General features: G+C 64.6%; 23 protein-coding genes, 1 tRNA gene and 1 pseudogene. 16 read left to right on the top strand and 9 right to left on the bottom strand.

The genetic code is table 11. The features are described from left to right. Positions 1 to 168 precede the first annotated feature (168 nt). On the top strand, positions 169 to 1,704 hold the full coding sequence (locus tag ACLBKT_RS12090) for a TIGR00341 family protein (protein ID WP_410183165.1): 1,536 nt from the start codon (positions 169 to 171) through the stop codon (positions 1,702 to 1,704). Here ACLBKT_RS12090 and ACLBKT_RS12085 read toward each other — a convergent pair. Then, positions 1,701 to 2,522 carry a hypothetical protein gene (locus ACLBKT_RS12085; protein ID WP_410183164.1) on the bottom strand — a complete coding sequence of 274 codons (822 nt, stop codon included), beginning with the start codon at positions 2,520 to 2,522 and terminating at the stop codon, positions 1,701 to 1,703. The two genes, ACLBKT_RS12090 and ACLBKT_RS12085, sit on opposite strands and share 4 nt — an antisense overlap. Positions 2,523 to 2,628: 106 nt before the next feature. Then, positions 2,629 to 4,362: a fatty acyl-AMP ligase gene (locus tag ACLBKT_RS12080; RefSeq protein ID WP_410183163.1), complete on the bottom strand. Its 1,734-nt coding sequence runs from the start codon at positions 4,360 to 4,362 to the stop codon at positions 2,629 to 2,631. 143 nt (positions 4,363 to 4,505) lie between these two features. Here ACLBKT_RS12080 and ACLBKT_RS12075 point away from each other — a divergent pair, with 143 nt between their 5' ends. The 4 genes and pseudogenes from ACLBKT_RS12075 to ACLBKT_RS12060 all read left to right on the top strand — a co-directional run. After that, entirely contained in the window at positions 4,506 to 5,171 is a 666-nt protein-coding gene (locus ACLBKT_RS12075; protein WP_410183162.1) for a regulatory protein RecX, read from the top strand. Beyond that, complete coding sequence (locus tag ACLBKT_RS12070) at positions 5,165 to 5,659, top strand: DUF192 domain-containing protein (RefSeq protein WP_410183161.1); 495 nt, start codon at positions 5,165 to 5,167, stop codon at positions 5,657 to 5,659. The genes ACLBKT_RS12075 and ACLBKT_RS12070 overlap by 7 nt, the downstream gene beginning before the upstream one ends. 215 nt (positions 5,660 to 5,874) lie before the next feature. Continuing rightward, positions 5,875 to 6,306, top strand: a complete 432-nt coding sequence (locus ACLBKT_RS12065; protein WP_410183160.1) for an NADH:ubiquinone oxidoreductase subunit NDUFA12 — start codon at positions 5,875 to 5,877, stop codon at positions 6,304 to 6,306. Between the two features lie 50 nt (positions 6,307 to 6,356). After that, positions 6,357 to 6,716, top strand: a pseudogene (locus ACLBKT_RS12060) (DUF2155 domain-containing protein); the annotation flags it as partial. A gap of 35 nt (positions 6,717 to 6,751) precedes the next feature. Here ACLBKT_RS12060 and aat read toward each other — a convergent pair. After that, positions 6,752 to 7,552 (bottom strand): leucyl/phenylalanyl-tRNA--protein transferase, encoded by an 801-nt coding sequence (aat, locus tag ACLBKT_RS12055; protein ID WP_410183159.1) that lies wholly within the window; start codon positions 7,550 to 7,552, stop codon positions 6,752 to 6,754. A 94-nt stretch (positions 7,553 to 7,646) separates the two neighbouring features. Here aat and ACLBKT_RS12050 point away from each other — a divergent pair. The 9 genes from ACLBKT_RS12050 to ACLBKT_RS12010 all read left to right on the top strand — a co-directional run bounded on the left by ACLBKT_RS12050 (position 7,647) and on the right by ACLBKT_RS12010 (position 13,833). Next, a tRNA-Trp gene (locus ACLBKT_RS12050) sits at positions 7,647 to 7,722 on the top strand. 445 nt (positions 7,723 to 8,167) lie between these two features. Then, a complete protein-coding gene (locus ACLBKT_RS12045) occupies positions 8,168 to 8,320 on the top strand; it encodes a hypothetical protein (RefSeq protein WP_410183158.1) in 153 nt (50 codons plus the stop codon). A 197-nt stretch (positions 8,321 to 8,517) separates the two neighbouring features. Next, on the top strand, positions 8,518 to 8,760 hold the full coding sequence (gene secE / locus ACLBKT_RS12040; protein ID WP_410183157.1) for a preprotein translocase subunit SecE: 243 nt from the start codon (positions 8,518 to 8,520) through the stop codon (positions 8,758 to 8,760). A 57-nt stretch (positions 8,761 to 8,817) separates the two neighbouring features. After that, positions 8,818 to 9,354: a transcription termination/antitermination protein NusG gene (nusG, locus tag ACLBKT_RS12035; RefSeq protein WP_410183156.1), complete on the top strand. Its 537-nt coding sequence runs from the start codon at positions 8,818 to 8,820 to the stop codon at positions 9,352 to 9,354. Between the two features lie 134 nt (positions 9,355 to 9,488). Continuing rightward, a complete protein-coding gene (locus tag ACLBKT_RS12030; RefSeq protein ID WP_410183155.1) occupies positions 9,489 to 9,689 on the top strand; it encodes a hypothetical protein in 201 nt (66 codons plus the stop codon). 119 nt (positions 9,690 to 9,808) lie between these two features. Further along, the gene (locus ACLBKT_RS12025) at positions 9,809 to 11,884 is read left to right on the top strand and encodes a putative bifunctional diguanylate cyclase/phosphodiesterase (RefSeq protein ID WP_410183154.1); all 2,076 of its coding nucleotides are present in this window, start codon (positions 9,809 to 9,811) and stop codon (positions 11,882 to 11,884) included. Between the two features lie 319 nt (positions 11,885 to 12,203). Continuing rightward, positions 12,204 to 12,635: a 50S ribosomal protein L11 gene (gene rplK, locus ACLBKT_RS12020; RefSeq protein ID WP_410183153.1), complete on the top strand. Its 432-nt coding sequence runs from the start codon at positions 12,204 to 12,206 to the stop codon at positions 12,633 to 12,635. Positions 12,636 to 12,639: 4 nt separating this feature from the next. Continuing rightward, entirely contained in the window at positions 12,640 to 13,332 is a 693-nt protein-coding gene (gene rplA / locus ACLBKT_RS12015) for a 50S ribosomal protein L1 (protein ID WP_410183152.1), read from the top strand. Between the two features lie 183 nt (positions 13,333 to 13,515). Further along, the gene (locus ACLBKT_RS12010) at positions 13,516 to 13,833 is read left to right on the top strand and encodes a hypothetical protein (protein ID WP_410183151.1); all 318 of its coding nucleotides are present in this window, start codon (positions 13,516 to 13,518) and stop codon (positions 13,831 to 13,833) included. On the opposite strand, the gene ACLBKT_RS12005 is transcribed toward ACLBKT_RS12010, so the two are convergent. The 4 genes from ACLBKT_RS12005 to ACLBKT_RS11990 all read right to left on the bottom strand — a co-directional run bounded on the left by ACLBKT_RS12005 (position 13,792) and on the right by ACLBKT_RS11990 (position 18,164). Further along, positions 13,792 to 14,691, bottom strand: coding sequence for a GNAT family N-acetyltransferase (locus ACLBKT_RS12005; protein ID WP_410183150.1), 900 nt, complete (start codon positions 14,689 to 14,691; stop codon positions 13,792 to 13,794). The two genes, ACLBKT_RS12010 and ACLBKT_RS12005, sit on opposite strands and share 42 nt — an antisense overlap. A 9-nt stretch (positions 14,692 to 14,700) precedes the next feature. Then, entirely contained in the window at positions 14,701 to 15,681 is a 981-nt protein-coding gene (locus tag ACLBKT_RS12000) for a polysaccharide deacetylase family protein (RefSeq protein ID WP_410183149.1), read from the bottom strand. Positions 15,682 to 15,738: 57 nt separating this feature from the next. Continuing rightward, the gene (locus ACLBKT_RS11995; RefSeq protein ID WP_410183148.1) at positions 15,739 to 16,500 is read right to left on the bottom strand and encodes a competence/damage-inducible protein A; all 762 of its coding nucleotides are present in this window, start codon (positions 16,498 to 16,500) and stop codon (positions 15,739 to 15,741) included. 155 nt (positions 16,501 to 16,655) lie between these two features. Next, positions 16,656 to 18,164: a flavin-containing monooxygenase gene (locus tag ACLBKT_RS11990; protein ID WP_410183147.1), complete on the bottom strand. Its 1,509-nt coding sequence runs from the start codon at positions 18,162 to 18,164 to the stop codon at positions 16,656 to 16,658. Between the two features lie 128 nt (positions 18,165 to 18,292). Here ACLBKT_RS11990 and ACLBKT_RS11985 point away from each other — a divergent pair, with 128 nt between their 5' ends. Beyond that, entirely contained in the window at positions 18,293 to 20,350 is a 2,058-nt protein-coding gene (locus ACLBKT_RS11985) for a TonB-dependent receptor (protein ID WP_410183146.1), read from the top strand. A 205-nt stretch (positions 20,351 to 20,555) separates the two neighbouring features. Continuing rightward, a complete protein-coding gene (locus tag ACLBKT_RS11980) occupies positions 20,556 to 23,111 on the top strand; it encodes a TonB-dependent receptor (RefSeq protein WP_410183145.1) in 2,556 nt (851 codons plus the stop codon). A gap of 202 nt (positions 23,112 to 23,313) precedes the next feature. Here the strand turns inward: ACLBKT_RS11980 and ACLBKT_RS11975 are convergent, their stop codons facing one another. Together ACLBKT_RS11975 and ACLBKT_RS11970 are read right to left on the bottom strand one after the other, a co-directional pair. After that, positions 23,314 to 24,477, bottom strand: a complete 1,164-nt coding sequence (locus ACLBKT_RS11975) for an acyl-CoA dehydrogenase family protein (RefSeq protein WP_410183144.1) — start codon at positions 24,475 to 24,477, stop codon at positions 23,314 to 23,316. Positions 24,478 to 24,481: 4 nt separating this feature from the next. Further along, positions 24,482 to 25,282, bottom strand: coding sequence for a crotonase/enoyl-CoA hydratase family protein (locus ACLBKT_RS11970; protein ID WP_410183143.1), 801 nt, complete (start codon positions 25,280 to 25,282; stop codon positions 24,482 to 24,484). Positions 25,283 to 25,364 lie beyond the last annotated feature (82 nt).

The following is a 25,364-nucleotide window of genomic DNA, read 5'->3' as shown; positions in this document are numbered from 1 at the left end:
ACTGTATTAGTGATCTAAAACACGCCTTTCAAGCGGGCTTGATGATCGTAGGCCGGAAAGGCCCCTCGCGTCCATCGCACTGAGGGCCTCGCGCGTCACGGTTTGCTTGGCAATCGCGGATGCTGCAAGCTATCGCTGGATACAGGACACACGGCCAGGGGCTGCTTGATGAACGACACTTCCGGATCAGGTGCCACGCCTGACGCTGCCAGCGCGGCCGCGCGTCCCTTCAATCTGCGCGCGCTCATCGGCGATGTGCGCGAATGGTGGACAGTGCATGTCATTGGTCAGGTCGATCAAGCCGAAGTGACCGAACGGCGGCGCGAGGACGGCAAGCTGTCCGAACACTACCTGTTCATGACCGCGATGGCGGGCGGGATCGCGATCCTCGGCCTGCTCCTTTCCTCCCCTGCCGTCGTAATCGGCGCGATGCTGCTGTCGCCGTTGATGGGGCCGATCATGGGTCTGGGCTTTGCGCTGGCGATCGGCGACTGGGCCTGGCTCAAGCAATCGGTGCTGACACTGGTGATCGGCAGCGTGCTGGCGGTGCTGCTGTGCGCGGTGCTGGTGTTCGTCTCGCCGATTCAGACCATCACGACCGAGATTGCCGCGCGCACCCGGCCCAATCTGTTTGACCTCTTCGTGGCGCTGTTCTCGGCGATGGCCGGAGCCTATGCGATGATCCGCGGGCGCGAGGGGGCGATTGTGGGCGTGGCGATTGCGACCGCCTTGATGCCGCCGCTCGCCGTGGTCGGCTTCGGTCTGGCGACCTGGAACTTCACGGTGTTTTCCGGGGCGCTGCTGCTGTTCGTCACCAACTTCATCACCATCGCCTTGACCGCGTTCGGCATGGCCAAGCTTTACGGCTTTCGCGCCAAGCTGACCAAGGGCCAGTCACAGGCGCAGAGCTTTGCGGTGCTGGTGGTCTTTGTCGCGCTGGCCATCCCGTTGGCCTTCTCGCTCAACCGGATCGCATGGGAGACCAACGCCCAGCGCATCGTCCGCAGCGAAATTCGCGAGCAGTTCGACGGGCGTTCCCAGCTCGATCTGCTGGAGATCGACTTCGCCGCCGCGCCCATCGGTATTCACGCGGTGGTGTTTACCCCGGTGCTCCGGCCCGAGATCGAACAGGCGGTGGCTGCCTCGCTCACCGAGCGGTTGGGAGAGACCGTCAGCCTCGACCTGGTGCAATACGAGGTCGGCACGAATGATTCCGCAGCGGAACGCGCGCAGCTCTCTGCCGCCCGCGCCCGTGAGGAGCGCGAAGCGTCCGCCCGGGCCGAGGCGCTGGCGGTGCGGCTGTCGCTGGCAGCGGGCGTGCCGCCGCGCGAGGTGCTGATCGATGAATCCCGCCGCCGCGCGCTGGTGCGGGCCAAGCGTCTGGATGGCGCAACTCTGGTAACCTATCGCGCGCTGGAGGCGCGGATCGCGGCGGGTGAGCCGGACTGGACCATCGAACTGATACCGCCTGCGGGGGCGCTCCCCGCCGCGATTGCCTTCGATGGCAGCGAGCCGACCGAGGCCGGCCAAGCCGCGCTCGCTATCACCGGCTGGGCCGCGCAGCGGCTTGGCCGGGGCGTGGTGCTGACTGGCCCCACCGCCGAGGCCGAAGTCGCCGCCGAGATGCTGCGTGAAGCAGGCGTCCCGGTTGAGCTCCGGGCTGGCGGAGCGCCCCTGCGGGCGAGCTGGGCGAGCGAGGGCTAACCGACAGGGGGCTGGGAAAGCTGGATGGTCGCGCTTGCCGGCAGTGGGTTCCCGTCACCTGTTGCCGCCACCCCATTCGCGGGTGTCTGCGATCGTGCCCGGAACGTTCCTGCATCGATAGAAGCCCGCACCAGTTCCAGAATGTTGCCGGGCGTGCAGATGTTCTGGTGATCAACCAGCGTACGCGCGGCCTTGTCAAAGGTCGTCAGTCTTCCAGCCTCAACGGCACTTACGATATCATCCTGATGCGCTTTCAGAGCCCGCAGGGTCATGTCTCGCACCGAATAGACGTTGTCGGCACCGAACAGGAACTGGTCTTCGTAGATGTCGATCCCGGAATTCGCTGCCGCAGTGCCGACAGCCAGTAGCGCGAGAGCATCACTTTCGCGTCGCTCGCTCCCGAAGGTGATCACCGAAAACGCGCCCGTGATCGCTACCGACAGGGGCTGGATCAGGCTGCGTGCCAAACGGGCACCGCCCTGATGGGTCTGCTTCGCGTTGAAGAAATCGTTGCAGCGGACCTTCACCAGCGTCATGCCGCTTTGCAGCATCGCAGAAGTTACCCCCGCATCAGCAGGCTTGGAAAGCGAGGCGCATACTTTTGCCGAAAAGTTCACGCTCAGGTTGTTCTGCATGATCGATTCGGCCCCTTTCGCAGGGCTTGTCAGCACGCCGTCGACACATTGGAAGTCGCCAGACCTTACCGATCCATCGATATGGGAAAGCCGTACAAGCCGCGGCGGCCCGGCAAAACCTGCCCCGCAGGCTGACAGGACGAAGGTCGCTGCGATCAAGCAGCCCAAACCGATCGATTTCAATGTTGATCTCCCCCGAATCATCCCGAGCTGGGGTCGGCGTCCGACTAACTGGTGTCTCTGCTAACACCAATATGGAGCCTTATCAACGGCTTATCTCATTGACGAACTAAGCCGCCAGATCGATCGGCACGATTTCGCCCGCCAGATAGAGCTTCTTCGCCTTGGCGCGGCTGAGTTTGCCCGAGGAAGTGCGCGGCAGGGTGCGGGGGGGAACGAGTTCGACGATGCAGCTCATCCCGGTGACCGAACGCACCTTGTCAGCGATCTGGTCGCGCAGCTTCACGCGCTCTTCGGGGTCGGAGACCTTGCAATGCACCAGCACCGCGGGGGCTTCCTCGCCGTTTTCCATCTCGATCGAGAACGCCGCGATGTCGCCGTGGTTGAAGCCGGGGAGCTGTTCCACCGCCCACTCGATGTCCTGCGGCCAGTGGTTCTTGCCGTTGATGATGATCATGTCCTTCGCCCGGCCGACGATGAACAGATAGCCATTGGCGGTGTAGCCCATATCGCCGGTGTCGAGCCAGCCGTCGACGAGGCAGTCATTGGTCGCTTCGGGGTTGCGGAAATAGGAGTGCATCACGCTGGGGCCGCGGCACCAGACCTTGCCGATCTGGTGATCGCCCCGGCGGCTGCCGTCCTCGCCCTTGATGGCGACGTCCATGTCAGGCAGAGCCTTGCCGCAATTGACGATCGCGCGGTAGCGGGCCGGGCGTGACAGATCGCGCGGCGCGCCCGACAGGCGCTCCTCTTCGACCAATTCGACGCGGATGCCTTCGCCCGGCGGCATCACCGTCACCGCCAGCACTGCTTCGGCAAGGCCGTAGGAGGGGGTGAAGGAAGCCGCCTTGAACCTGGCGGGCGCAAAGGCGTTGACGAAGTTCTGCATCACGTCCGGGCGGATCATGTCCGCGCCATTGCCTGCGATCCGCCAGCGCGACAGGTCAAAGCGTTCGGCGACATTGCTCTGGCTGGAAATACGGCGCGCACAGATGTCGTAGCCGAAGGTGGGCGAGTAGGAGAGCGTGTTGCCCGGATTGCGGCTGATCATGTCGAGCCACGCCAGCGGGCGGCGGGCAAAGGCATCGGGCTTGAGGTAATCGCCGGACACCTGATTGGCGATCAGCGAGAGCAGGCAGCCAACCAGCCCCATGTCGTGATACCACGGCAGCCAGCTGACGCAGCGGTCGTTCTCGCCGAGGTTCATCGTGGTCGCGTGACCATAGAGGTTGTGCAGCAGCGCCCGGTGCGTGACGGCGACGCCGGTCGGGAAGCGGGTCGATCCGGAGGAGTACTGCAAGTAGCAGATATCGTCCGGGCTGGCGGTCGGCAGGTCACAGTCCGGCGCGGGGCGGTTCGCGAAATCCTGCCAGCTTTGCGCCTCGCAGCCCTGACGGGCGGCGGCAGTGGCGGCCATCTCGGCGATCTCCTCGGGGTAGAGGAGGATCTTCGGGTCCGAGCTTTGCAGCTGAATCGCCAGCTGGTCGATGAAATTGTCCTTGCCGCCAAAGGTGGTCGGCAGCGGCAGCGGCACGGGCCATGCCCCGGCATAGACGCAGGCGCAGAACAGGGCGGCGAAATCGGCGCCGGTCTCGGCGATCAAGGCGACGCGGTCTTCCTTGCCGATCCCCGCCGCGATCAGGCGCCGGGCCATGATCAAGGCATCTTCGCGCATGGTCGTATAGGGGTAGACGCGTGCCAGTTCCCCCCGCATGTCGTGAAAATTGAGCCCTTTTCGGCTCTGCGCAGCATAGTCGATCGCGTCATTGAAGGTTGCAAATTGCGCACGGACCCGCGGCAGATCGCAGTCATTCGGCGTCGGCGTCAAAACGGCCTCGGTCATATTTTTCAACGATACCCGTCAGTTGCGGCGCGTTTCATGACAGCATCATGTACGCGCTCTGGCATAACCCCGTGTCGCCGGGCATAATCCGGCAGTGATCAATGTTCCGCATTTGATAAAGAAAGTGGCGCGAATAAGGCGAAATGGTTTCACGTAAAGCGAATTCGTCGTCACCCGGTCGTCGAACCGGGGAGGATTCCGGGCAGGAACGCCGGACGGCGAAGCGGGTGAAACCTCCGCTGGGAGAGGCCGCTTTGCGCGATTTGGCGCTGCATTACGCCGCCCGTTTCGCCACCACCGGCGCGCGGCTCGAGGGCTATCTCCTGCGCAAGATCAGGGAGCGGGGCCTCGCCGAAGACGGAGATGGCCGAACGGTGGAGATCGACATTCCCGCGCTCGTCGCCCGTTTGGTGGAGCTGGGATACGTCGATGACGATGCCTATGCCCGGATGCGCGCCCGCGATCTTGGTGCAAGAGGCTATGGCGCGCGCCGGGTCGAGGAGAGCTTGCGCCATGCCGGTGTGGACGAGGGGCTGCGTCAGGCCCACGCCCCCGGCGAGGCCGCAAGCCGCCGCGCCGCTGCGCTGATGGCGCGGAAGCGGCGGCTGGGCCCCTATGGTGCCTCATCCGAGGAGGGCGGCGACCCGCTGGCCGCGCGCAAGGCCTACGAAAAAGCCGTTGCAGCAATGCTGCGCGCAGGCCACCAATACGAGCATGCACGCTTCATCCTCGCGGCCCGGAGCCTTGAGGATGTGGACAAATGGCTCGGCGAAGCGGCCGAAGAGGAAGGGATGGACGACCAATGGTGAGGCACCTCTTGGCAAGCGCGGTCATGGCCGCGGGACTGCTTGCGGCCTGTTCGCCCGGGACAACCACTGCCAGCGCGCAGACGCCGGCTCCGGCCACGGCGACGCGCCACCCGGTCTCGGGCCTTGAGGTGATCGACCTCGTGGTCGAGCGCGGGACGAAGAAGTTGGCCTTCAAGGTCGAAGTCGCCGCCACCCCTGAGGCGCAGGCCAAGGGCCTCATGTTCCGTACGTCGCTGGGCGATAACGAGGGCATGATCTTCCCCTCCGCCGTGCCCGAGCCGAAGAGCTTCTGGATGAAGAACACCCCGCTCTCGCTTGATATCATCTTCATCGGGCCGGACGGGCGGATCAGCAATATCGCGGCGAACACCGTGCCCTATTCGCTCGATTCGGTGCGATCGAGCGGGCTGGCCAGCGCGGTGCTGGAACTGCGCGCGGGCCGGGCGAAGGAGCTCGGGATCGTGCCGGGGGACAGGGTAAGTTACTGAGCGCACGGTCCCTCCCCGTCCCGCAGGGATGGGGAGGTGGCAGACGCCGCAGGCGGCTGACCGAGGAGGCGTTCCTGCGCCGCCCTTACCCCTCCGACCGAGGCCTGATGGCCTCGGCCACCTCCCCATTGCGATGCATCTGGGAGGGACTTTGGGTTCCTAAACCGAAGAGTCTCCCTTGGCGCGCCTGTTCTAATCCGCTAGGCGCACGGCCTATGGGTATCCTTGGAAAAATCTTCACCTGGTGGGACGGTGCCACGCTTGGCACGCAGCTCTGGGCGAGCCGCGCGGGCGGCGAGCATGTCGGCACCGATGGCGCGGGCAACAAGTACTACCGCGAAAAGCCGAAAGCAGCGGCGCACAACACCGGCTCTTACACCAGCCGCGAAAAGCGCTGGGTGATCTACAACGGCGCCAATGATGCGAGCCGCGTTCCGGCTGAATGGCACGGCTGGCTGCACGGCACCTATGACGATGTGCCCGAAAGCCACCTGCCCCCGCCGCGGATCTGGGAGGCGGATTACACGCCCAACGCCACCGGCACCGTTCAGGCCTATCGCCCGCAAGGCGCTCTGGAGCGCGGCGGCCAGCGCGCCCGCGCTGTCGGCGATTACGAAGCGTGGACCCCCGGCAGCGCGGACAGCTGAGGCGCGCGGTGCGGCAGTTGCGCCTGACCCTTCCGCTGGCGAGTGTGCTGATGCTGGCCGCGTGCGACATGGGCACATCGCAGAACGAAGCGGTGGTGGTGCCGCTGGGTGAGGCAAGCCCCGAGGCTGCGGCCAGCCCTGCCGCACCGGTTAATGATTACGGCGCGACCCCGATGAACGAGCGCGTTGCGGTGCTCGGCCTCCTCAACAAGCGCAACAATGTCTCCGAAGAGATCAAGCTCAAACCCGGCGAAAGCCGCGAGACCGGTCCGGTGATCGTCCGCGTATCCGCTTGCGAGCGCACCGCGCCGTGGGAAATGCCGCAGCAGACCGCGGCCTTCGTGCAGGTCGATATCAGAGGCCGGGGCGAAGCGCAGCACAAGCGCGTCTTCTCCGGTTGGCTGTTCCTCGAATCGCCCAGCCTCAACGTGGTCGAACACCCGGTCTATGATGTCTGGGTCAAGGATTGCACGATGCGCTTCCCGGGCGAGGAAGGTTCGGCCGCCCCGTCGCCCCAAGCATCGGGCAAGCCTGCCGCGCGCCCTTCGGCCACGCCCACGGCGGCACCCAGCGCGGCACCTACTCCCGACGCATAGCCGCCGCTGAAGTGGCGCCACGCGGTGCCAAGGCTGTCATGCGGCTGGCCCCTGGCCTGCTCCACCAACCTTCGATAATCCGCCTGCGCCAGCTCGGTCGCACCCATGGCGCGCAGGTGCTCGGTCATGAACTGGCAGTCGAGCAGCGCGAACCCCGCGCGCCGCATCATCGCCACCAGCCATGCGAGCGCGACCTTGCTGGCATCCGGCACCCGGCTGAACATGCTCTCGCCGCAGAACACCCGGTCGAAGCTGACCCCGTAAAGCCCGCCCACCAGCTGCGGCGCGCCATCCTCACCCGCCAGCCAGCATTCGACCGAATGGGCGTGCCCGGCGCGGTGGAGGCCGATATAGCTCTGCACGATCCGTTCGCTGATCCAGGTTTCGGGATGGTCGGCGCGCGGCTCGGCACAGGTGCGGATCACTTGCTCGAAGGCGCGATCGACCGTCACGGTGAAGCGATCCGCGCGCAGCACCTTGCGCAAGCTCCTGGAGACATGCAGTCCGTCCAGCGGAATGATCGCCCGGTCACGCGGTTCGACCCAGAACACCTCGGCATCTTCGCGCGTGTCCGCCATCGGGAAAATCCCGCTGCGATAGGCCAGCAGCAGGGTCTCGACGGGGATGGGAGGGCGGATCGGCGCGTGCATGGTTGCAGCGCAGAATACATGGCCGCGCGCGATGAGGCAAAGAGCATTGCCTATCGGATAAGCCTTCGATAAAGGCACCGCTCCAACGCGCTGCAGGGGTGTAGCTCAGTTGGTAGAGCATCGGTCTCCAAAACCGAGGGCCTGCGGTTCGAGTCCGCACACCCCTGCCATCGTTGTTTGTTCCGAACCGGCCTCCGCCGGTTCGTCCTCGCGGCTGATCCTCCGTTTCGCTTCGCTTCACTCCGGGCCGCTGCGGCTCGGCCGCGTGGCCTCGCGACGCCTGCGGCGTCGATACTGTTTTTCGAACCCGCCTCCGCGGGCTCGTTCTCCCGGCTGAGACTTGCTTTTTGTGCCGCAGCCCCTCAGGCCTGCGAAATCCTCGCTCATGCGACCTGAAGGTCGCGTCGCTGCGGGCGGCCGGTCGGCCTTGCGGCGCCTCTGGCGCCGAATCTTCCGCCTCTATGAAAGCTTGTCCTAGGAAATGCCGCTGGCGTCGGCCTGCGCATTTCGCGTGCCACTCAGCGCTCCTACCGCCCCGCCGTTCATCATCCCGCAAGGCGAACCGTGTATTCCTGTCGACGAACCGATTGACCGCCCTCGCACAGGAGACACAGGATGAGCGCCTACACCTTCCGTTCCTCGCGGCCCGATCAGTGGGTCAGCCCGCGTCCCACCCGCGATCCGGCGCGGGGGCGGGCGATTCATGGCCCGCTCCAGCCCATGCAGTCCAGCGGCAGCCTGATCGCGCGCCTGTTCGGGACGCGCTGAGACGCGCTGCCCGCGCACGCACGCGGGCCCCAAGCAATCTTGCATTTGCGCTGTCCCGCGCGTAAGAGCCTCGGCGTCTTATCCGACATCGGTAGATCTCCAGCCCCTCCGGCGACCTTGTCCCGGGCGGCGCGGCCCCCTACCTGAAAGCCGTCTCGGACAGGACGAGCAGGCATTACGCGAAGGAACAGGCTATCATGGCCGATCAGAAGAACGCCGAACTCGGCAAGGTTGAAGAGAAAAAGCGCAAGACCTCGCCCGGCGAGTTCTTCAGTCAGGTCAAGGCCGAGACGAACAAGATCGTCTGGCCGACCCGCGAGGAAACCGTGCGCACGGCGATCTTCGTGTTCATCTTCATGATGATTCTCTCGATCTTCTTCCTCGGTATCGATAGCCTCTTCGGCGCGATCGTGCGCGGCGCGATCAGCCTGCTGCAATAAGGCGCACGGCGCGCCCGATTTTTCTGCCCGTCAGATCTCTATTTCCAAGGACTCTCCATGGCTCGCTGGTACATCATCCACGCTTACTCCGGTTTCGAGAACAAGGTTCGCGACGCGATCATTGCGGAAGCCGAACGGCTCGGCCTGTCGGACGGGGTCGAAGAAGTGCAGGTGCCGACCGAGACCGTCACCGAAGTGAAGCGCGGCAAGAAGGTGCAGGTCGAACGCAAGTTCATGCCCGGTTACGTGCTGGCCAAGCTCAACCTGACCGACGATGTCTATCACCTCGTCAAGAACACCCCCAAGGTGACCGGCTTCCTCGGCTCGATGAACAAGCCGCAGGCGATCTCGGAAAAGGAAGCTGCGCGCTATTTCGGCGGCGTCGCCGACGCGCAGGCGGCCCCCAAGCGCGAGATCAGCGTCGATTACGAGATCGGCGATTCGGTCAAGGTGCTCGACGGCCCGTTCGCCAGCTTCAACGGGATCGTGGAAGAGCTCGATTTCGACAAGGCGAAGGTCAAGGTTTCGGTGTCGATCTTCGGCCGCGCCACCCCGGTGGAACTCGATTTCGAGCACGTCGAACTGGCGAAGTGAGGTTCCGCACCCGCCTCCGCGGGTGCGTCCTCGGCGCTGTTCCTTCGTCGCTGCGCTCCTCTGAGCGCCCGCGGCTCGCGCGCGTGCGCTCGCGGCCTCTTGCGAGGCCGTTCTGCCGCCTTCATGATGCGTCGATGCAAACCCGCCCCGGCATCTGCAACCGCAAGCGTCGCTATGCATCCCGCGAGGACGCGGATGCCGTGGCGCTGCGCGCCGATGTGACCTTGCGCACCTACAAGTGCGCGCTGTGCCACCAATTCCACCTCACCAGCCGCACCAAGGGGCTCAAGCCGCCGCGCGCCGTGCAGGATGGTGCCGCCGTTCGCGGGTCATAGGCCCCTGCCATGGCAGACGCCACATCGCTTCGCCAAAGTTCATGACATGCGCTGCGAAAGTAGAATCACGTATCCAGTAACATACTGATTTTATATGGCGTCGTTCGCAGAACGGCGGCATGAAGCGAAGTGATCTCACCTCCCTTGCCATCGAGGCCCTCGACAATGTCGGACAGGGCACGTGGGCGGTCCTCCCCAAAGGCCGCTGGACGGTCCTATGGAGCGAGGGAATGTTCGACATTTACGGGCTTCCCCGTGGGTCCGAACCGCCCAACAACGAGACGGTCTTCAAACTGAACCACCCTGACGATGCCAACTATGTCGCGCGGCAATGGCGAAAGCTTCTTGCGGCCGGCGGATCCCATAGCTGGCACGAACGCGTCGTGAGACCCAACGGGGAGGTTCGCCACGTCATCGTCAAGGCGGTCGAGTTGCCTCCCGACGAAGATGGGGAGATCTGGTTCCTGGGAACGATGAGCGATGTGACCGAGCTCGCCGATACGAATAGGCTCGTGGAATCGGAGCGGGCATTCCGCTTTGTCGCCGAAAATATTCGTGATGTGGTGCTGCGAACCTCGGCGAGCGGACAGATTGAGTTCGTATCGCGATCGGTCAAGCACTTGCTCGGGCGGGAGCCCGAAAGCCTGATCGGTCATTATGTCAGCGATTTGATCCATCCCGATGATGCGGAACGCATCAGCGAGGCCTTCCGCGCGCAACTGGCCGAGCGGTGCCAAGTGCGGAAGGAAACAACGGAATACCGCGTCCTGAAGGCGGATGGGCAGCCTGTCTGGATCGAGAGCTCTCCCCGGCTTGTGTTCGATGCCAATGACAACTTCATCGGCTGGGTGGATGTCGTGCGTGACATCACCCAACGCCGCGCTGCGGATGCCCGGATCGCCCATATGGCGCGCCACGACTGTTTGACGGACCTGCCCAATCGCGTGGAATTTGATGAGCAGTTGGCAAAAGCACTGTCCCTATGTCGTGGCCGGCGTCGGCTTGCGGTGCTCTGTCTCGATCTCGACCGGTTCAAGGCGGTCAATGACACTCTTGGTCACGCTGCCGGAGATGCGCTTCTGGTCCAGGTGACAAAGCGTCTGTTAGCCAACGTACCGGTCGACCGCAGCCTTGTCGCGCGGATCGGCGGGGACGAATTCGTGCTGTTCGTGACCGGTGCCGGACCCGAAGAAGCAAGCGTGCTGGCTGCTGACCTGATCAACAGCGTCGGCGCGGCCTATGAGATTGAGGGACAAGCGGTGAGCATCGGGCTCAGCGTCGGGATTGCGCTGGCTCCGCGCGATGGCAACGATCCCCAAGGGTTGCTCCGCACAGCGGACATGGCGCTGTATCGCGCGAAGGCTGAGGGGCGCGGGATTTTCCGCTTCTTCGACGCCGAGATGGGGTTGCGGATTCAGGAGCGGCGGAAGCTGGAAATGGACCTTCGCCGAGCCCTCGCCGATGGCCAGTTCCAACTCGATTTCCAGCCACTGGTCGACCTGGCGTCGGCCCGTATTGTCGCGGCTGAAGCGCTGGTTCGCTGGCGCCTGTCCGACGGGCGGCTTGTTCCGCCGGACGAGTTCATCCCGCTGGCCGAAGAGATTGGACTGATTGTTCCACTCGGCCAATGGATCCTTCAGCACGCCTGCCATGTCGCCTCAACCTGGCCCGAGCATGTCCGTCTGGCGGTCAACCTGTCCCCCGTCCAGTTTCAGCACCCGGGGCTGGTGAGCGTGATCACATCGGCACTCATCAATGCCGGGCTGAGCCCCAGCCGACTCGAATTGGAGATCACAGAGGGGGTCCTGATGCAGAGCGACCTCGGGACCGTTGAGCTGCTGCACCAACTCAAGGCGCTCGGCGTTCGCATCGCGCTCGATGATTTTGGGACCGGCTATTCCAGCCTGAGCTATTTGCGTTCGTTCCCCTTCGACAAGATCAAGATCGACCGATCCTTCGTGGCTGACATGGATAGTCGTGCGGACGCGGCGGCGATCGTTCAGGCGGTCGCGAGTCTGGGGGCTAGCCTCGGGATGACGACAACCGCCGAGGGGATCGAGACGCAGGCCCAGCTTGACCAACTGCGCGCAGAGGGGTGCACGCAGGTCCAGGGATTTTTGCTCAGTCCGCCGCTGGATGAGCGTGGGTTCCGCGCGCTCTTGAGCAAGGAAACCGGAGACAGCCTCGCCGCCTGACGGGCGTGCCGACAGCTATACACCGGGGGTCCGTAGGTTGCGATGTGCCGATGAGGCATCCTGATCGCGGCACAGTTCCTGTTTCTGGCCAATGTCTCCAGCGCCGCCCTCAGCCGCCATGCTGAGCATTGGCAGGCGCTGGGATGGGGCCGCGGGCTTGCATTGCGCGGCAAAACCGCTATGCGCGCGCCTTCGCTGGCCCCCGAGGCCGGTGATTCCGTGCGGGAGCCTCTGCAATGCACGAAGCAGAGGCGCTGGACCGCTTAACATGAGCCCGGATGGAAACAGCCGGGCAACAGTGCGACAGGAGTAAGGCCTCATGGCCAAGAAAATCGAAGGCTATATCAAGCTGCAGGTGCCCGCGGGCTCTGCCACCCCCTCGCCGCCGATCGGCCCGGCGCTGGGTCAGCGCGGCGTGAACATCATGGAATTCTGCAAGGCGTTCAACGCCGCCACGCAGGAAATGGAAAAGGGCATGCCGATCCCGACCGTGATCACGGTTTACGGCGACCGCTCCTTTACCTTCGTCACCAAGACCGCGCCGGCGACCTACTTCATCAAGAAGGCCGCCAACCTCAAGTCGGGCTCGAAGGAGCCCGGCAAGGTGTCGGCTGGCACCATCAAGAGCTCGCAGATTCGCGAGATCGCTGAAGCCAAGATGGTTGATCTCAACGCGAATGACATTGATCAGGCGATGAAGATCATCGCCGGTAGCGCCCGCTCGATGGGCCTCGAAGTGGTGGAGGGCTAAGCACATGACCAAGATCACCAAGAAGGCCAAGGTGCTGGCCGCGCTCGATCGCGAAAAGCTCTACACGGTCGAAGAAGCGCTGGCTGTGCTGCGTGAGTACAAGACCAAGTTCGACGAGACCGTCGAAGTCGCCATGAACCTCGGCGTCGACCCGCGCCACGCTGACCAGATGGTCCGTGGCATGGTCTCGCTGCCCTCGGGCACCGGCAAGGACGTCAAGGTTGCCGTGTTCGCGCGCGGCGACAACGCCGAAAAGGCGCTGGCTGCGGGCGCTGACAAGGTCGGTGCGGAAGACCTGATGGAAGACATGCTGGCCGGCAACCTCGATTATGGCCGCGTCATCGCCTCGCCCGATATGATGGGCGTCGTGGGTCGTCTCGGCAAGATCCTGGGTCCCAAGGGCCTGATGCCGAACCCCAAGCTCGGCACCGTCACCCCCAACGTCGCGCAAGCGGTCAAGGACGCCAAGAGCGGCCAGGTCGAATACCGCGTCGAAAAGCAGGGCATCATCCACTCGGGCATCGGCAAGCTGAGCTTCACCGATGACGCGCTGAAGGCCAACTTCAAGGCGCTGACCGAAGCGGTGGTGAAGTCCAAGCCTGCTGGCGCCAAGGGCAAGTATGTGCGCAAGGTCACCATGACCTCGAGCATGGGCCCGGGCCTGAAGGTCGACCTTTCGGAAGTCGAAGGGGCGTAAGCTACTCTCCTACAGCTCCGCTGACAGCATATGAGGGGTCGGAAGCCGCGCGCTTCCGGCCCCTTTTGCGTTCGGCATAAGTCATTCGGACCCCTTGTCTTCGCCGCGCGTTGTACCATTTGATAAGGGTTCTCGCGGCGCCCCTCCTCCCCCTTCGGCCGCGGTTCATGAAAGAGGTCGCTCATGCCCTTTGCTTCCGAACGCCTTGCCGGATGGCTCTCGCCCAAGTGGCTGGTGGCTGGCGTGGCACTCGCCGCCGATGGGATGTTGATCAATTACGACCTGCGCCTCGGTATCGCAGCCAGTGTGCTGCTCGGCGTTGTTGCGGCGATGTGGCTCTATCTGGCGCTGCGTTACGGGTCGCTCAGCGGTGCACCGTCGGGCCGTTCGGCGCTGGTGGCGCAGGTGCGCGCGCAGGAGAGCAACCGCCGCCGCGCGGCTGCGGCCATGCGCGGCAGATCAGGCCCGCAGCAGGGCGCGGATCCGTCCCAGCGCCCCTGAGCGTTCCGCCAGCGCCTTGGCGCCAAGCACGCTCGCATCAAACCCTGCCCGCGCGCCCAGGAGCGTGCGATTGGCGAGCGTCGGCTCCAGCAGCACGAGGCTGGAGCAGGCGGCCGCATGGGTGCCGAACATCTGCTTGTGCGCACCGTCGCCCTCGGTGAAATCGAACCAGCGGTAGCGCTGCTCGGCAAACAGGCGTTCGAGCGCGTCCATCTGAAGCACCGTGCCAACCGACAGCCGCGCCCAATCGGGGTCATAGCCCAGATACGCATAGACCAGCGTCTGCCCGGCCAGCGGCAGCGACAGGTAGGCGACCGCCTGTCCGCCCGCGTGGAGCAGGAAGGCGCGCATCCGGTCAGCCTCGGCCGCCTCCAGCATCGCGCGGCGGGCCTCGGGGCTTTCGGGCAATCCGGCATCGAGCAACCGCGCCTGATAGGTGCGCGCCGACAGCGGCAGCGCGGCGGCAAGGAAGGCTTCGATCTCGGCCGGGGTGCGGTGTTCGGTGACGGTGTAGCCACCGGCGTCGTCCGCCAGCTTGCGTGCCTTGCGCCGCAGGGTCGAGCGGGTCTTGCCCGAGAACTGCGCCATGTAGTCATCGAAGCTCTGGTCCATGTCGATGTAGTGGCGGCGGTAATCCTGCCGCCCACCGGCAATGAAACCGGGATAGCGCGCGGTGATCTCGGCAAGGCGCGCGGTCGGGGCGGACAGCACCCGCACCCCATCACGCCCGCTTGGCGGCGCAGCGGGCAGGGCGCCGGCGAGCACATCTTCCAGGCTGAAGGCCCAGGTGGAAAGCTGGCGCGGCACGCTCAGCAGGCGGCGCGATCCCACGGTGAAGTCGATGGCGGCGGTGCCCACGGCGCGTCCCTAGAGCGCGCCGTAAAGCGCGTTGGAGACGAATTGTTCGGCCAATCGCCGTCCCGTCCGCAACGCGCTGGGTGGCAGCGGCTGGCTGGCCCGGATCGGCGAGCGCACGCGGGGCGGGGTCTCCGCGTAGGTCCCCGTCGTTACTCCGGACATGGTCTCAAGCGCCTTGACGAGCCCGGCGAAGCGATGGCGCACCACGCGGTTGGCGGCCAGCTTGCGGCGGTTGATCAGTTCGAAGGAATGGCTGACGAGGGTGAAGGTCTCCTGCCCACTTGCCGCCGCATGGCGGATCGCGGCGAGCATCTCGCCCAAGGACAGTGCGGTGATCTGGGCATGGCGCTGCCCTCCACCCATCGCGCCGATACTGCCGACGGGGACTTCGATCACGCCCATATGCTCCAGCGGGTCGTGCACGTCGCTGCCGAGGCTGATCCGGCACGCGCTCTGACCGACCATCGCCGGACAATGGCTCGTATCATAGGCGATGCCGAGGCTGGCAAGCGCGCGCAGGGTATCGTCATTGGCGCCATAATTGCCCGCCCGGAACGCGACTGGCGCAGGCGCGCCTGCGGCCATCAGCGTGGTGCGGGCAAAGTCGAGGATCTGGCATTGCTCATCGAGCGGGAAGTCGGCGAGGTTCTGGCCGGTGCGCTTTGACGCGAGCGGGTTGGCGGCCCCGGCCAGGCCGAGCCATTCCGTGTGGCAATGCAGCTGCACATCCTGCCCGGCGGCGAGAATGGGGCCAACAATGTCTTCGATCGCGGCCACGCCCCACACCAGCGCGGGCATGGGATCGACGAAGAACACTGCCTTCTGGCCGTGGCGGCCAAGCAGAGCGAGCTTGTGTGCGACGCCTGCCGGGCCTTGCGGCGTGTGGCACGCGATCGAGCGGGCAAAGTTGTCCGCCCGGTCTGCCGCCCCCGGCCCGGTGTAAAGTCCCGAGGAATACTCGGTATCAATCGTGATGAAGACCCGCGTCATGACCCGGGCGGTATAGTGCAAGAGGGTTAAGAGCGGGTGATGATGTCTCTTGGCGCGCTAGATGCCGCCGGGCGTGACCGCATGGCCATTGCTGGTGAGCCCCTCCGTCAGGCTGTCGGCGCAGGCCTTGAGGTCTTCGGCGCTGACGGAGCGGATCACGAAATTCGCCCCTACCCGGCCTTCGCGGAAGAACGGGTAAGAGCCGATCTGGCAGGTGGCATGCGCCGCTTCGGTCTGGCGCAGCAGATCGGCGACCTCGCTTTCGGCGACCCAGCAGCCGAGCGTTTCGGACAGGAGTGGCGCGCCGCCTTCGAGCTGGCCTGTGAGCGCGTCGAGCATGCCTGCGGTGATGTGTGGCACGCCCGCCATCAGGAACAGGTTGCCGCGCCGGATGCCCGGAGCGCCCGACATGCGGTTGGGGATCAGCTCCGAGCCTTCCGGCACCCGCGCCATCCTGAGCCGCCCCTCGTTCAGGCCCCCGCGGGTTTCATAATAGCGCTCCAGCAGCGCGCGCGCCTCGGGGTGGATGACCACCGGCACACCGAGCGCTGCGGCGACCGCGTCGACGGTGATGTCGTCATGCGTCGGCCCGATCCCGCCGGTGGTGAAAAGGTAGTCATAGGCGAGGGTGAGCGCGTTGACCGCCTCGATAATCCGCGCCTCGACATCGGGCACCACCCGCACTTCGGCAAGGCGGATGCCCTGCACCTGCAACCACGTCGCGACCTGGGCGATGTTCTTGTCCTGCGTGCGGCCGGAGAGGATCTCGTCGCCAATAACGATGAGCCCGGCGGTCCAGATTTTTTCGGGAGAGGTCATGGGCATTGGTTAGGCGAAGGCGGGGGAAACCGAAAGAGTTTCGTCATTGCGAGCCGGAGGCGAAGCAATCCATGAACTGCCGCCGCGTCCCGTCGAGCGGGTGGGTCATGGATTGCTTCGTCGCCGTCGGCTCCTCGCAATGACGAGGAGTGCAGTTACTCCGCCGCTTCCAGCTGTTCCTCACCGCGCTGCGCATTGGCACCGGGCCTGGTGAAGGTCAGAATGCCGTCGGTCAGCGGATCATCCTTCATCCGCTTGCGGTCGACGACATATTCCTGATTGAGCCGCCAGGGATAGCTGACCGAATTGCGCGGCATGATGTGCTTGCCACGCTGGATGTAGCCCGAGGAGAAATCGAACACGTCATCCTCGACAATCGCCGCCTCGCCCGCAGGCGTCAGCACCGGGGTGGCGATAGTCGCGCCGGTCGTGCGCATGTGTTCGAGCACCCGGCAGACGTAGTCCGAATTGATGTCCGCCCGCAGGGTCCAGCTGGCGTTGAGATAACCGAACACCACTGCAAGGTTGGGCAGGTTTGAGAACATGCAGCCCTTGTAGTAGAACCGCTCGTTGAACTTCACCGCCTCGCCATCGACGCGCACGTCGATCTTGCCAGCGACTGCCAGCTTCAGCCCCGTCGCCGTCACGACGATATCGGCGGGAAGGAAGGTGCCGTCGGTCAGCCGCACGCCGCCCTTTTCGAACTTGGCGATATGGCCGGTGACCACATCGGCCTTGACCGCCTTCATCGCCTTGAACAGGTCCTCGTCGGGCACCAGGCACAGGCGCTGTTCCCACGGGTTGTAGGGCGGGGTGAAGCTGTCCTTGTCGTAATCCGGGCCGAGCGACTTCTCGATCTTCTTGTAGAGCGCGTCCTTCACCTTCTGCGGATTGTCGCGCGCCAGCTTGAAGCTGAAGTCCTGCATCTTGATGTTCTTGAACCGGGTGATCCGGTAGGCGAGCTTCTCGGGCAGCACGGCGCGCAGGAAATTCGCCACCGCATCCTTGGCGGGCCGCGTGAACATCCATGTCGGCGTGCGCTGGAGCATGGTCACATGCGCCGCCTCGCGCGCCATCGAGGGGACGATCGTCACAGCCGTCGCGCCCGAGCCGATCACGACGACATTCTTGTTCTTGTAGTCGAGGTTTTCGGGCCAGAACTGCGGGTGGACCACCTGCCCTTCGAACGCGCCGAAGTCGAAGCCGGGGTCATAGGGCTCGTCGTAATCATAGTAGCCCGAGCCGAGGTAGAGGAAGTTGGCGGTCAGGTGGGTGCGGCTGCCGTCAGCCTTTTCCATTTCGACATGCCAGCGCGCGTCATCATGGTGGAAGTCGGCGCTCACCACCTTGTGGCCGAAGCGGATGTGCTGGCGGATGCCGCGCTCGTCGACGATGCGGTCGAGATATTCGAGGATCGCGGGGGCATCGGCGATGCTCTTTTCGTGCCGCCAGGGTTCGAAATCGAAGCCGAGCGTGTGCATGTCGCTGTCCGAGCGGATGCCGGGGTAGCGGAACAGATCCCACGTCCCGCCCAGATTGTCGCGGCGTTCGACGATGCAATAGGAATGGTGCGGGGCCTTCATCCCCATATGCGCGGCCATCCCGATCCCGGAAATCCCGGCACCGACGATCAGGACGTCGAAATCAGGCGGTGTTGCAAGCATGACGGGCCCTCTCTCTCCCTTGTTGACACAGATGTAACCACAGCGTGCCCGCAAAAGCGAGTCTTGAATGGCAAAGTGCAACTGAGTTTGGGGTGACGGGACGGGCGCGAGCGTATAGGCGACGCGCCATGACGATCCGCCACCGCTTGCTCGCTTCCGCTCTGCTCCTCCCTGCCGCCGCGCCGCTCGTCGCGCAGGACGAGGGGCCGTTGCCCGACGAGGTGCTTGAGGCGGACTCTCTGGTCGAGGAGCTCCCCGAAGACATCATCGTCACCGGGCGCGGGCTTGATGCGGCGCTGTCGACCGGCATCTACGCCACCACCACGCTGGAACGCGACGTGATCGTTGCCAGTCCATCGGGCCGGATCGAGGATGTGCTGCGCAATGTCGCGGGATTCCAGCAGTTCCGCCGCTCGGACAGCCGCTCGTCCAACCCGAGCGCGCAGGGCGTGACGCTGCGCGCGCTGGGCGGCAATGCCACGAGCCGCGCGTTGGTGCTGCTCGACGGTGTGCCGCTGGCCGATCCGTTCTTCGGCTACATCCCGCTCTCCGCAATTGCGCCCGAGACGCTGGGACAGGTCCGAGTGACGCGCGGTGGCGGGTCGGGGCCGTTTGGCGCAGGCGCACTGGCTGGCACGATCGAACTCGAAAGCGCAGGACCGGACAGCATCGCGCCGGTGCTCGCGAGCGCGGCGGTCAATGACCGGGGCGAGACCGAGCTGTCCGGCGTGCTGACCCAAAGCCTCGGCCGCGGCTTTGCAACGGCGAGCGGGCGCTGGGACCGCGGGCAGGGATTTTTCACCACGCCTGCCGATCAGCGCGTCCCTGCCACCGCGCGCGCCGGGTTCGATAGCTGGAACGCCGCCTTGCGCGCCGCCGCACCGCTCACCGACACCGTCGAAGTCCAGGCCCGCATCGCCACCTTCCGCGACGCCCGAAGCTTGCGCTTTGCGGGTGCGGATTCCACCAGCAAAGGCGAGGAAGCCTCGATCCGCTTTGTCGGGCGCGGCGATTGGGCTTTCGATGCGCTGGCCTATGTTCAGACGCGCGACTTTTCGAACATCGTGATTTCCTCGACCCGCTTCACCCCGACGCTCGACCAGCGGCGCACACCATCCACTGGCATCGGCGGCAAGTTCGAACTGCGCCCGCCCGTGCTCGAAGGGCACGACATCCGCATCGGCGCGGATTACCGCCGCGCCGACGGCGAATTGCAGGAGGAGGCGATCAATGCCGTCTCGGGCGCGATCACCGAGCGCCGCCGTGCGGGCGGAGCGACCAGCAATCTCGGCATTTTCCTGGAGGATGACTGGCAGATCGGCCCGCTGCTGATCAACGGCGGTCTGCGCGCCGACCGGAGCAGCATCACCGATGGCTTCTACCGCGCTGTCAGCGCCAGTGGCGTGCCGGTCAGCACCCTCACCGCGCCTGACCGCAGCGACTGGACGGTCAGCTGGCGTGCGGGGGCGTCGTTCAATGCCACCCGCCGGCTCGATCTGCGCGCGGCGGCCTATACCGGGCTCAGGCTGCCGACCCTCAACGAACTCTATCGCCCCTTCGTGGTCTTCCCGGTCGTGACCGAGGCCAATGCGGCGCTGGAGAACGAGCGGCTCGAAGGCTTCGAAGTCGGGTTCGACTGGCAGCCGGTCAATGCGCTGGTGATTGGGGTCTCGGCGTTCGACAACAAGGTCGAGAACGCCATCGCCAATGTCACCATCGCCCCCAATCTGCGCCGCCGCGAAAACCTGCCCGCGATTGCCGCGCGCGGGATCGAGGCGAATGTGGCGGCGCGGTTCGGCACGGTCAGCGTGGAAGGCGCACTCGCCTGGAGCGACGCTGAGGTGCGGGGCGAGGGCGCTTCGTTCGACCTCGATGGCAATCGTCCGGCCCAGACCCCCGAATTTGCCGGAAGCCTGACCCTCGGCTGGGAGCCGGCTGCGGGCTGGCGGATCGCTGGCACGCTGCGCCATGTCAGCGCGCAATTCGAGGATGACCGCGAGACTGACCGACTCGCTCCGGCCACCACGATTGACGCTTTTGTCGCTGCTCCGCTCGGCCAAGGCGTGTCGCTGATTGTGCGCGGCGAAAACCTCACCGACGAGGTGATCGTCACCCGCAACCAGGGCGGATCCATCGATCTCGGCGTGCCGCGCACCTTGTGGCTGGGTTTACGTTACGGCTTCTGAGATCTCCACAATAGCGCGAAATATTCTTACGACCGACAAGGTCAGAGTGAAGTCATGCTGCGCCGCAACACAAGATGTGGCATTTTTGCTACTGTTTGCTATAAGTTGACTATGACTCTTGTTAGGGCGTGCGACGCTGATAGGTTCCGCTTCACAACCGATGACCGGCATCAAGACCGGAGGGTTTTGTGGAGAGAGGAAAGCCATGACGCGCAAGTTCGCACATATCGCCTGCGGCCTGTTGGCCTGCAGCGCGCTGACCACCCCTGCCTTTGCGCAGGATACTGAGGCCCAAGCCGAACCGACCCGGGACGACAACGTCATTATCGTGACGGCCACCCGCCGCGCGCAGGACGTGCAGGACATTCCGCTGGCAGTGACGGCGATTTCGCCGCAGCAGCTCGACAATCAGGGCGTGGTCAACATCCAGCAGGTCACGGCGCTGGCCCCGAGCTTCAGCAGCTCGCAGGCCCAGCTGGCCTCCGGCTCGGTGGTGCTGCGTGTGCGCGGTGTCGGGACGACATCGAACAATATCGGCTTTGAAAGCGCGGTCGGCATCTTCATCGACGGCGCCTACCAGTCGCGCCCCGGTGTTGCTCTGGGCGAATTCGTCGACGTGGAGCGCGTGGAAGTTCTGCGCGGTCCGCAGGGCACGCTGTTCGGCCGCAACACCTCGGCAGGCGCGCTCAACGTCACCAATGCGCGCCCTGACGTGACCGAGTTCGGCGGCTTCGTGAACGCGGGCTACGGCAACTTCAACGAGGTCAGCGTGCAGGGTGCGGTCAACGTGCCGATCGTGCAGGACACGCTGGCGATGCGCGTCACGGGGGCCTACCGCCAGCGCGACGGGTTCCTTGATGTCGTCAACCGGACCGGCGCGAAGATCGGCGAGACCAATGATGCCGATCAGTGGCTGGTGCGCGGCCAGCTGGGCTGGGATACGGAAAGCGGCCTGCGCGGCCGTATCATCGCCGACTACTCCAAGAGCACGGCGAGCTGCTGCGGCGCGATCGAACTCTATCAGTCGCCGCTGGTGACCGGCGGTGCCTATGCTGCGGTCGGTCTGGGTGCCAATGGCGGCAATGGCCAGCCATCGGTCTCCACCAACCGCGACGATCAGGGCGCGTTCGAGCGGGCGATGGACAATCGCACCGTATCGGCCAATGAAGTGCCCCAAGCGGACATCGACAATTACGGTGTCACCGGTGAGCTGGAATTCCCGCTGTCCGAAAACGCCGACCTGATCTTCATCGGATCCTATCGCAAGTACAAGAGCTTCGAAAAGTACGACACCGACTTCTCCGGGCTCGACATCTTCAACGTTGATGCGCTGAACCTGGAAATCGACAACTGGACCGCGGAATTGCGACTTCAGGGCGAAAGCATGGGCGGCGCGCTCAACTACATGGTTGGCGGCTTCTTCTCGGACGAAACCATCGACCAGTCGCAGACCTTCTCGCTCGGCGCGGATTATGGTGAGAACGTCGGTGCGCTGCTGTTCGTCCCGACCGGCGGCGCGCTTGGCGCCAATCCGCTGACGGTGTTCACCGGCCGCGATCCGGCGGGCACCCGCACCACCAACCGCTTCCAGCAGGACGCCAAGAGCTACGCGATCTTCACGCACAATTCGCTGGAGATCACTGACGGGCTCGAACTGACAGTGGGCGCGCGGTACTCGTGGGAAGAAAAGTCGGGTGGGTTCACGCAGACCGCGACCAACAACCAGATCTGCCCGTCCACCCTGGCGGCACTCGGGGCCATCCCGGCGCCGCTTCGGCCTTCGTTCATTGGTCTGGGCTGCTTCGGGTTCACCGCCCCTGCCGACCTTCCGCAGGCTGCCGCCTTGCCGCTGGTTCGCACCTTCCAGTCCGATTTCGATGACGAGGAACTGATCTACACGGTCAAGCTCGGCTATGAATTCAGCCCCTATGTCAACAGCTACGCCAGCTTCACCCATGGCTACAAGGCAGGCGGTATCAACCTCGATACCACCGCAGCTGTTGCCGGGGCCGACCCGACCTTCCTTTCGGAAGAGGTCGATGCCTATGAAGTGGGTGTGAAGGCGCGCACGGCCAACGGCGCACTGACGCTGAATGTGGCGGCGTTCTATGAGGAGTTCAGCAACTTCCAGGTGCTGGAATTCACCGGGACGGCGTTTGCCACCTTCAACGTGCCTGTGGCCGAAACCAAGGGGATCGAAATCGAAGGTCTGGTGCGTCCCAATGACGAACTGACCCTGAATTTCGGCGCGACCCTGCTCGATGCGAGCTACCCGGATGATTGCGCAGGCACTCAGACATCGGTGCAGGTGCTGTCGCTGTGCGGCAACAAGCTGACCAATGCGCCGGACTTTGTCGGTCTGATTGGAGCCCTGTGGGAAAAGCCGATCAGCGACTCGACCGAGTTCTTCCTGTCCGGTCAGGTTCGCATGGAAAGCGACCAGCGCACCTCCACGCAGGCGATCATCCTGCCGGGTGCTGCTGAAATTGCGGCCAATGGCGGGTTGCAGCAGGCAATCGACGCGGCTCCGCCGATCATCGCCGACATTCAGGACGGCAAGGCCTTCGTGAACCTGCGGGCTGGCCTGAAGTTCAATGATGGCGCCTATGCGATCGAAGGCTGGGTCAACAACCTGACCGACGAAGTGGTACGCGGGGTGACCTTCAACACCACCCTGCGCGGCTCGGGTGCGGCCAACTCGCGTTCGGCCTTCACCCTGCCGCCGCGCCAATACGGCGTGACGCTGCGCGCCAAGTTCTAAGCGCGAAAGAGCTTCGGCCAAAAAAAAGAGGGGCGGCTCGAAAGAGCCGCCCCTCTTTTTTGCTTTGCGAAGCCACTTCCGTGGCTTCGTCCTCGGTGCTGTTTCAAGTCCTGCGGACTTGAGCACCTGCGGGTCCATAGCGAAGCGGAGGACGTCTAGGGAGGACGCAGCCGCGCAGGCGGCTGCGCTCACATCAACCCGCTTACATACCCCGCGCGATCACCATCTTCATCACCTCGTTCGATCCGCCGAAGATGCGGGTGATGCGGCTGTCGCGGTACATGCGGGCGATCGGGTAGTCGTTGATGAACCCGGCCCCGCCGTGGAACTGCAGGCACTTGTCGACGACTTCGCCCTGGAGCTCGGTCACCCAGTACTTCGCCATGCAGGCCGTCGCCACGTCCAGTTCGCCCTTGAGATGCCGGGCGATGCAGTCATTGACGAAGACGCGCGCGGCGGTGCTGCGGGCCTTGAGGTCGGCCATCACGAACTGGGTGTTCTGGAAATCCCAGATCGTCTGACCGAAGGCCTTGCGGCTCTTGACGTAGTCCATCGTGGTCTCGAGTGCCTTCTCGATCCCGTTGATCGCACCCACGGCGATGATCAGGCGTTCTTGCGGCAGCTCGCCCATCAGCTGATAGAAGCCCTTGCCCTCGACCCCGCCGAGCACGTTTTCGGCCGGCACGAAGACATTGTCGAAGAACAGCTCCGAGGTGTCGGCCGCGTCCATCCCGATCTTGTCGAGCTTGCGCCCGCGCTGGAAGCCGTCCGCGCCTTCGGTCTCGAGCAGCATCAGCGAGATGCCCTTGGCGCGCTCGTTCGGGTCGGTCTTGGCGACGACGATGATGAAGTCGGCGATCTGGCCGCTCGAGATATAGGTCTTCGAGCCGCTGATGCGGTAGCCGTTGCCGTCCTTCACCGCGGTGGTGGTGATCGACTGCAAGTCGGAGCCGACGCCCGGTTCGGTCATGGCGATCGCGCTGACGAGATCGCCGGAAACCAGCCGGGGCAGGTACTTCTGCTTCTGCTCCTCGGTCCCGTGGCGCACCAGATAGGGCAGGATCACGGTGTTGTGGAGCGAGGCGGCAAAGCCGTCCACGCCGTGCTTGGCCTGCTGGTCGATGACGACGAGGTCATGGCGGAAGTCGCCGCCGTGGCCGCCATATTCGCTCGGCACAGAGACGCCGAGCAGGCCTGCCTCGCCCGCCTCGCGCCAGAATTCGCGCTCGACCTGGCCATCCTCGCGCCACTTCTCGACGCGCTTCTGGGGGGCGTGCTGCATGTAGAACTTGCCGACCGCGTCGGCGAAGATGGCGATTTCCTCGTCTTCCATGAAGGCGGGCTGAGGGACGTTCAATACCGACATTGTCTTACTTCCCCGTCCAGTTGGGCTTGCGCTTTTCGGCGAAGGCGGCGGCGCCTTCGCGGGCATCATGGCTGACGAACACCGGGCCGATCAGCTTGCCCTGGTTGGCGTAGCGATCTTCCATCGCCCAGCCGCGTGACTGCTTCATCACCTGCTTGGAGACTTTCACCGCGAGCGGGCCGTTAGCCGCGATCCGGGCTGCGAGCGCCTTGGCACCGTCGAGCGCCGAACCTTCGGTCACTTCGTTGATCAGACCAAGCTGATAGGCGCGCTCCGCCCCGATGAAATCGCCGGTCAGCGCGAGTTCCAGCGCGATCCGTTCGGGAATCTGGTCAGGCAGCATCATCACGCCGCCTGCCGCCGCCACAAGGCCGCGCTTCACTTCGGGGATGCCGAACTTGGCATTGGCATTCGCGACCACGAGATCGCAGGCAATCATCAATTCAAGCCCGCCGGCCAGCGCATAGCCTTCGACCGCCGCGATCAGCGGCTTGGCCGGAGGGGCCTGCACCACGCCGCCAAAGCCCTTGCCTTCGACGCTGGGGCTCTCGCCGCGCAGGAAGCCTTTGAGGTCCATGCCCGAACAGAAGGTGCCGCCCGCGCCGGTGATGATGCCGACCCTCAAATCGTCATCGCTGTCGAGCCGCTCCATCGCCGCCGCGATTCCCTCGGCCGCCGCCTTGGTCATCGCGTTCTTGGCTTCGGGGCGGTTGATGGTGACGATGAGGACGCCGTCCTCCACTTCGGTCAGCACTTCGGGGGCAGCGGTATCGCTCACGGCTCTCTCTCCTATCGAATTTGGCATTACGTTTCGAAACGCAATCCTTGTGCCTTTGGTGCAGCCGGTTTACGGACGCGTCAACCGCAATTTCGCTATAAACGGAGAG

It is taken from the genome of Erythrobacter sp. W302b (assembly GCF_046452395.1).
Taxonomy (GTDB): domain Bacteria; phylum Pseudomonadota; class Alphaproteobacteria; order Sphingomonadales; family Sphingomonadaceae; genus Erythrobacter.
Note: the sequence above shows the minus strand (reverse complement) of the source record. Positions and strands in the feature narration are given on the sequence as shown.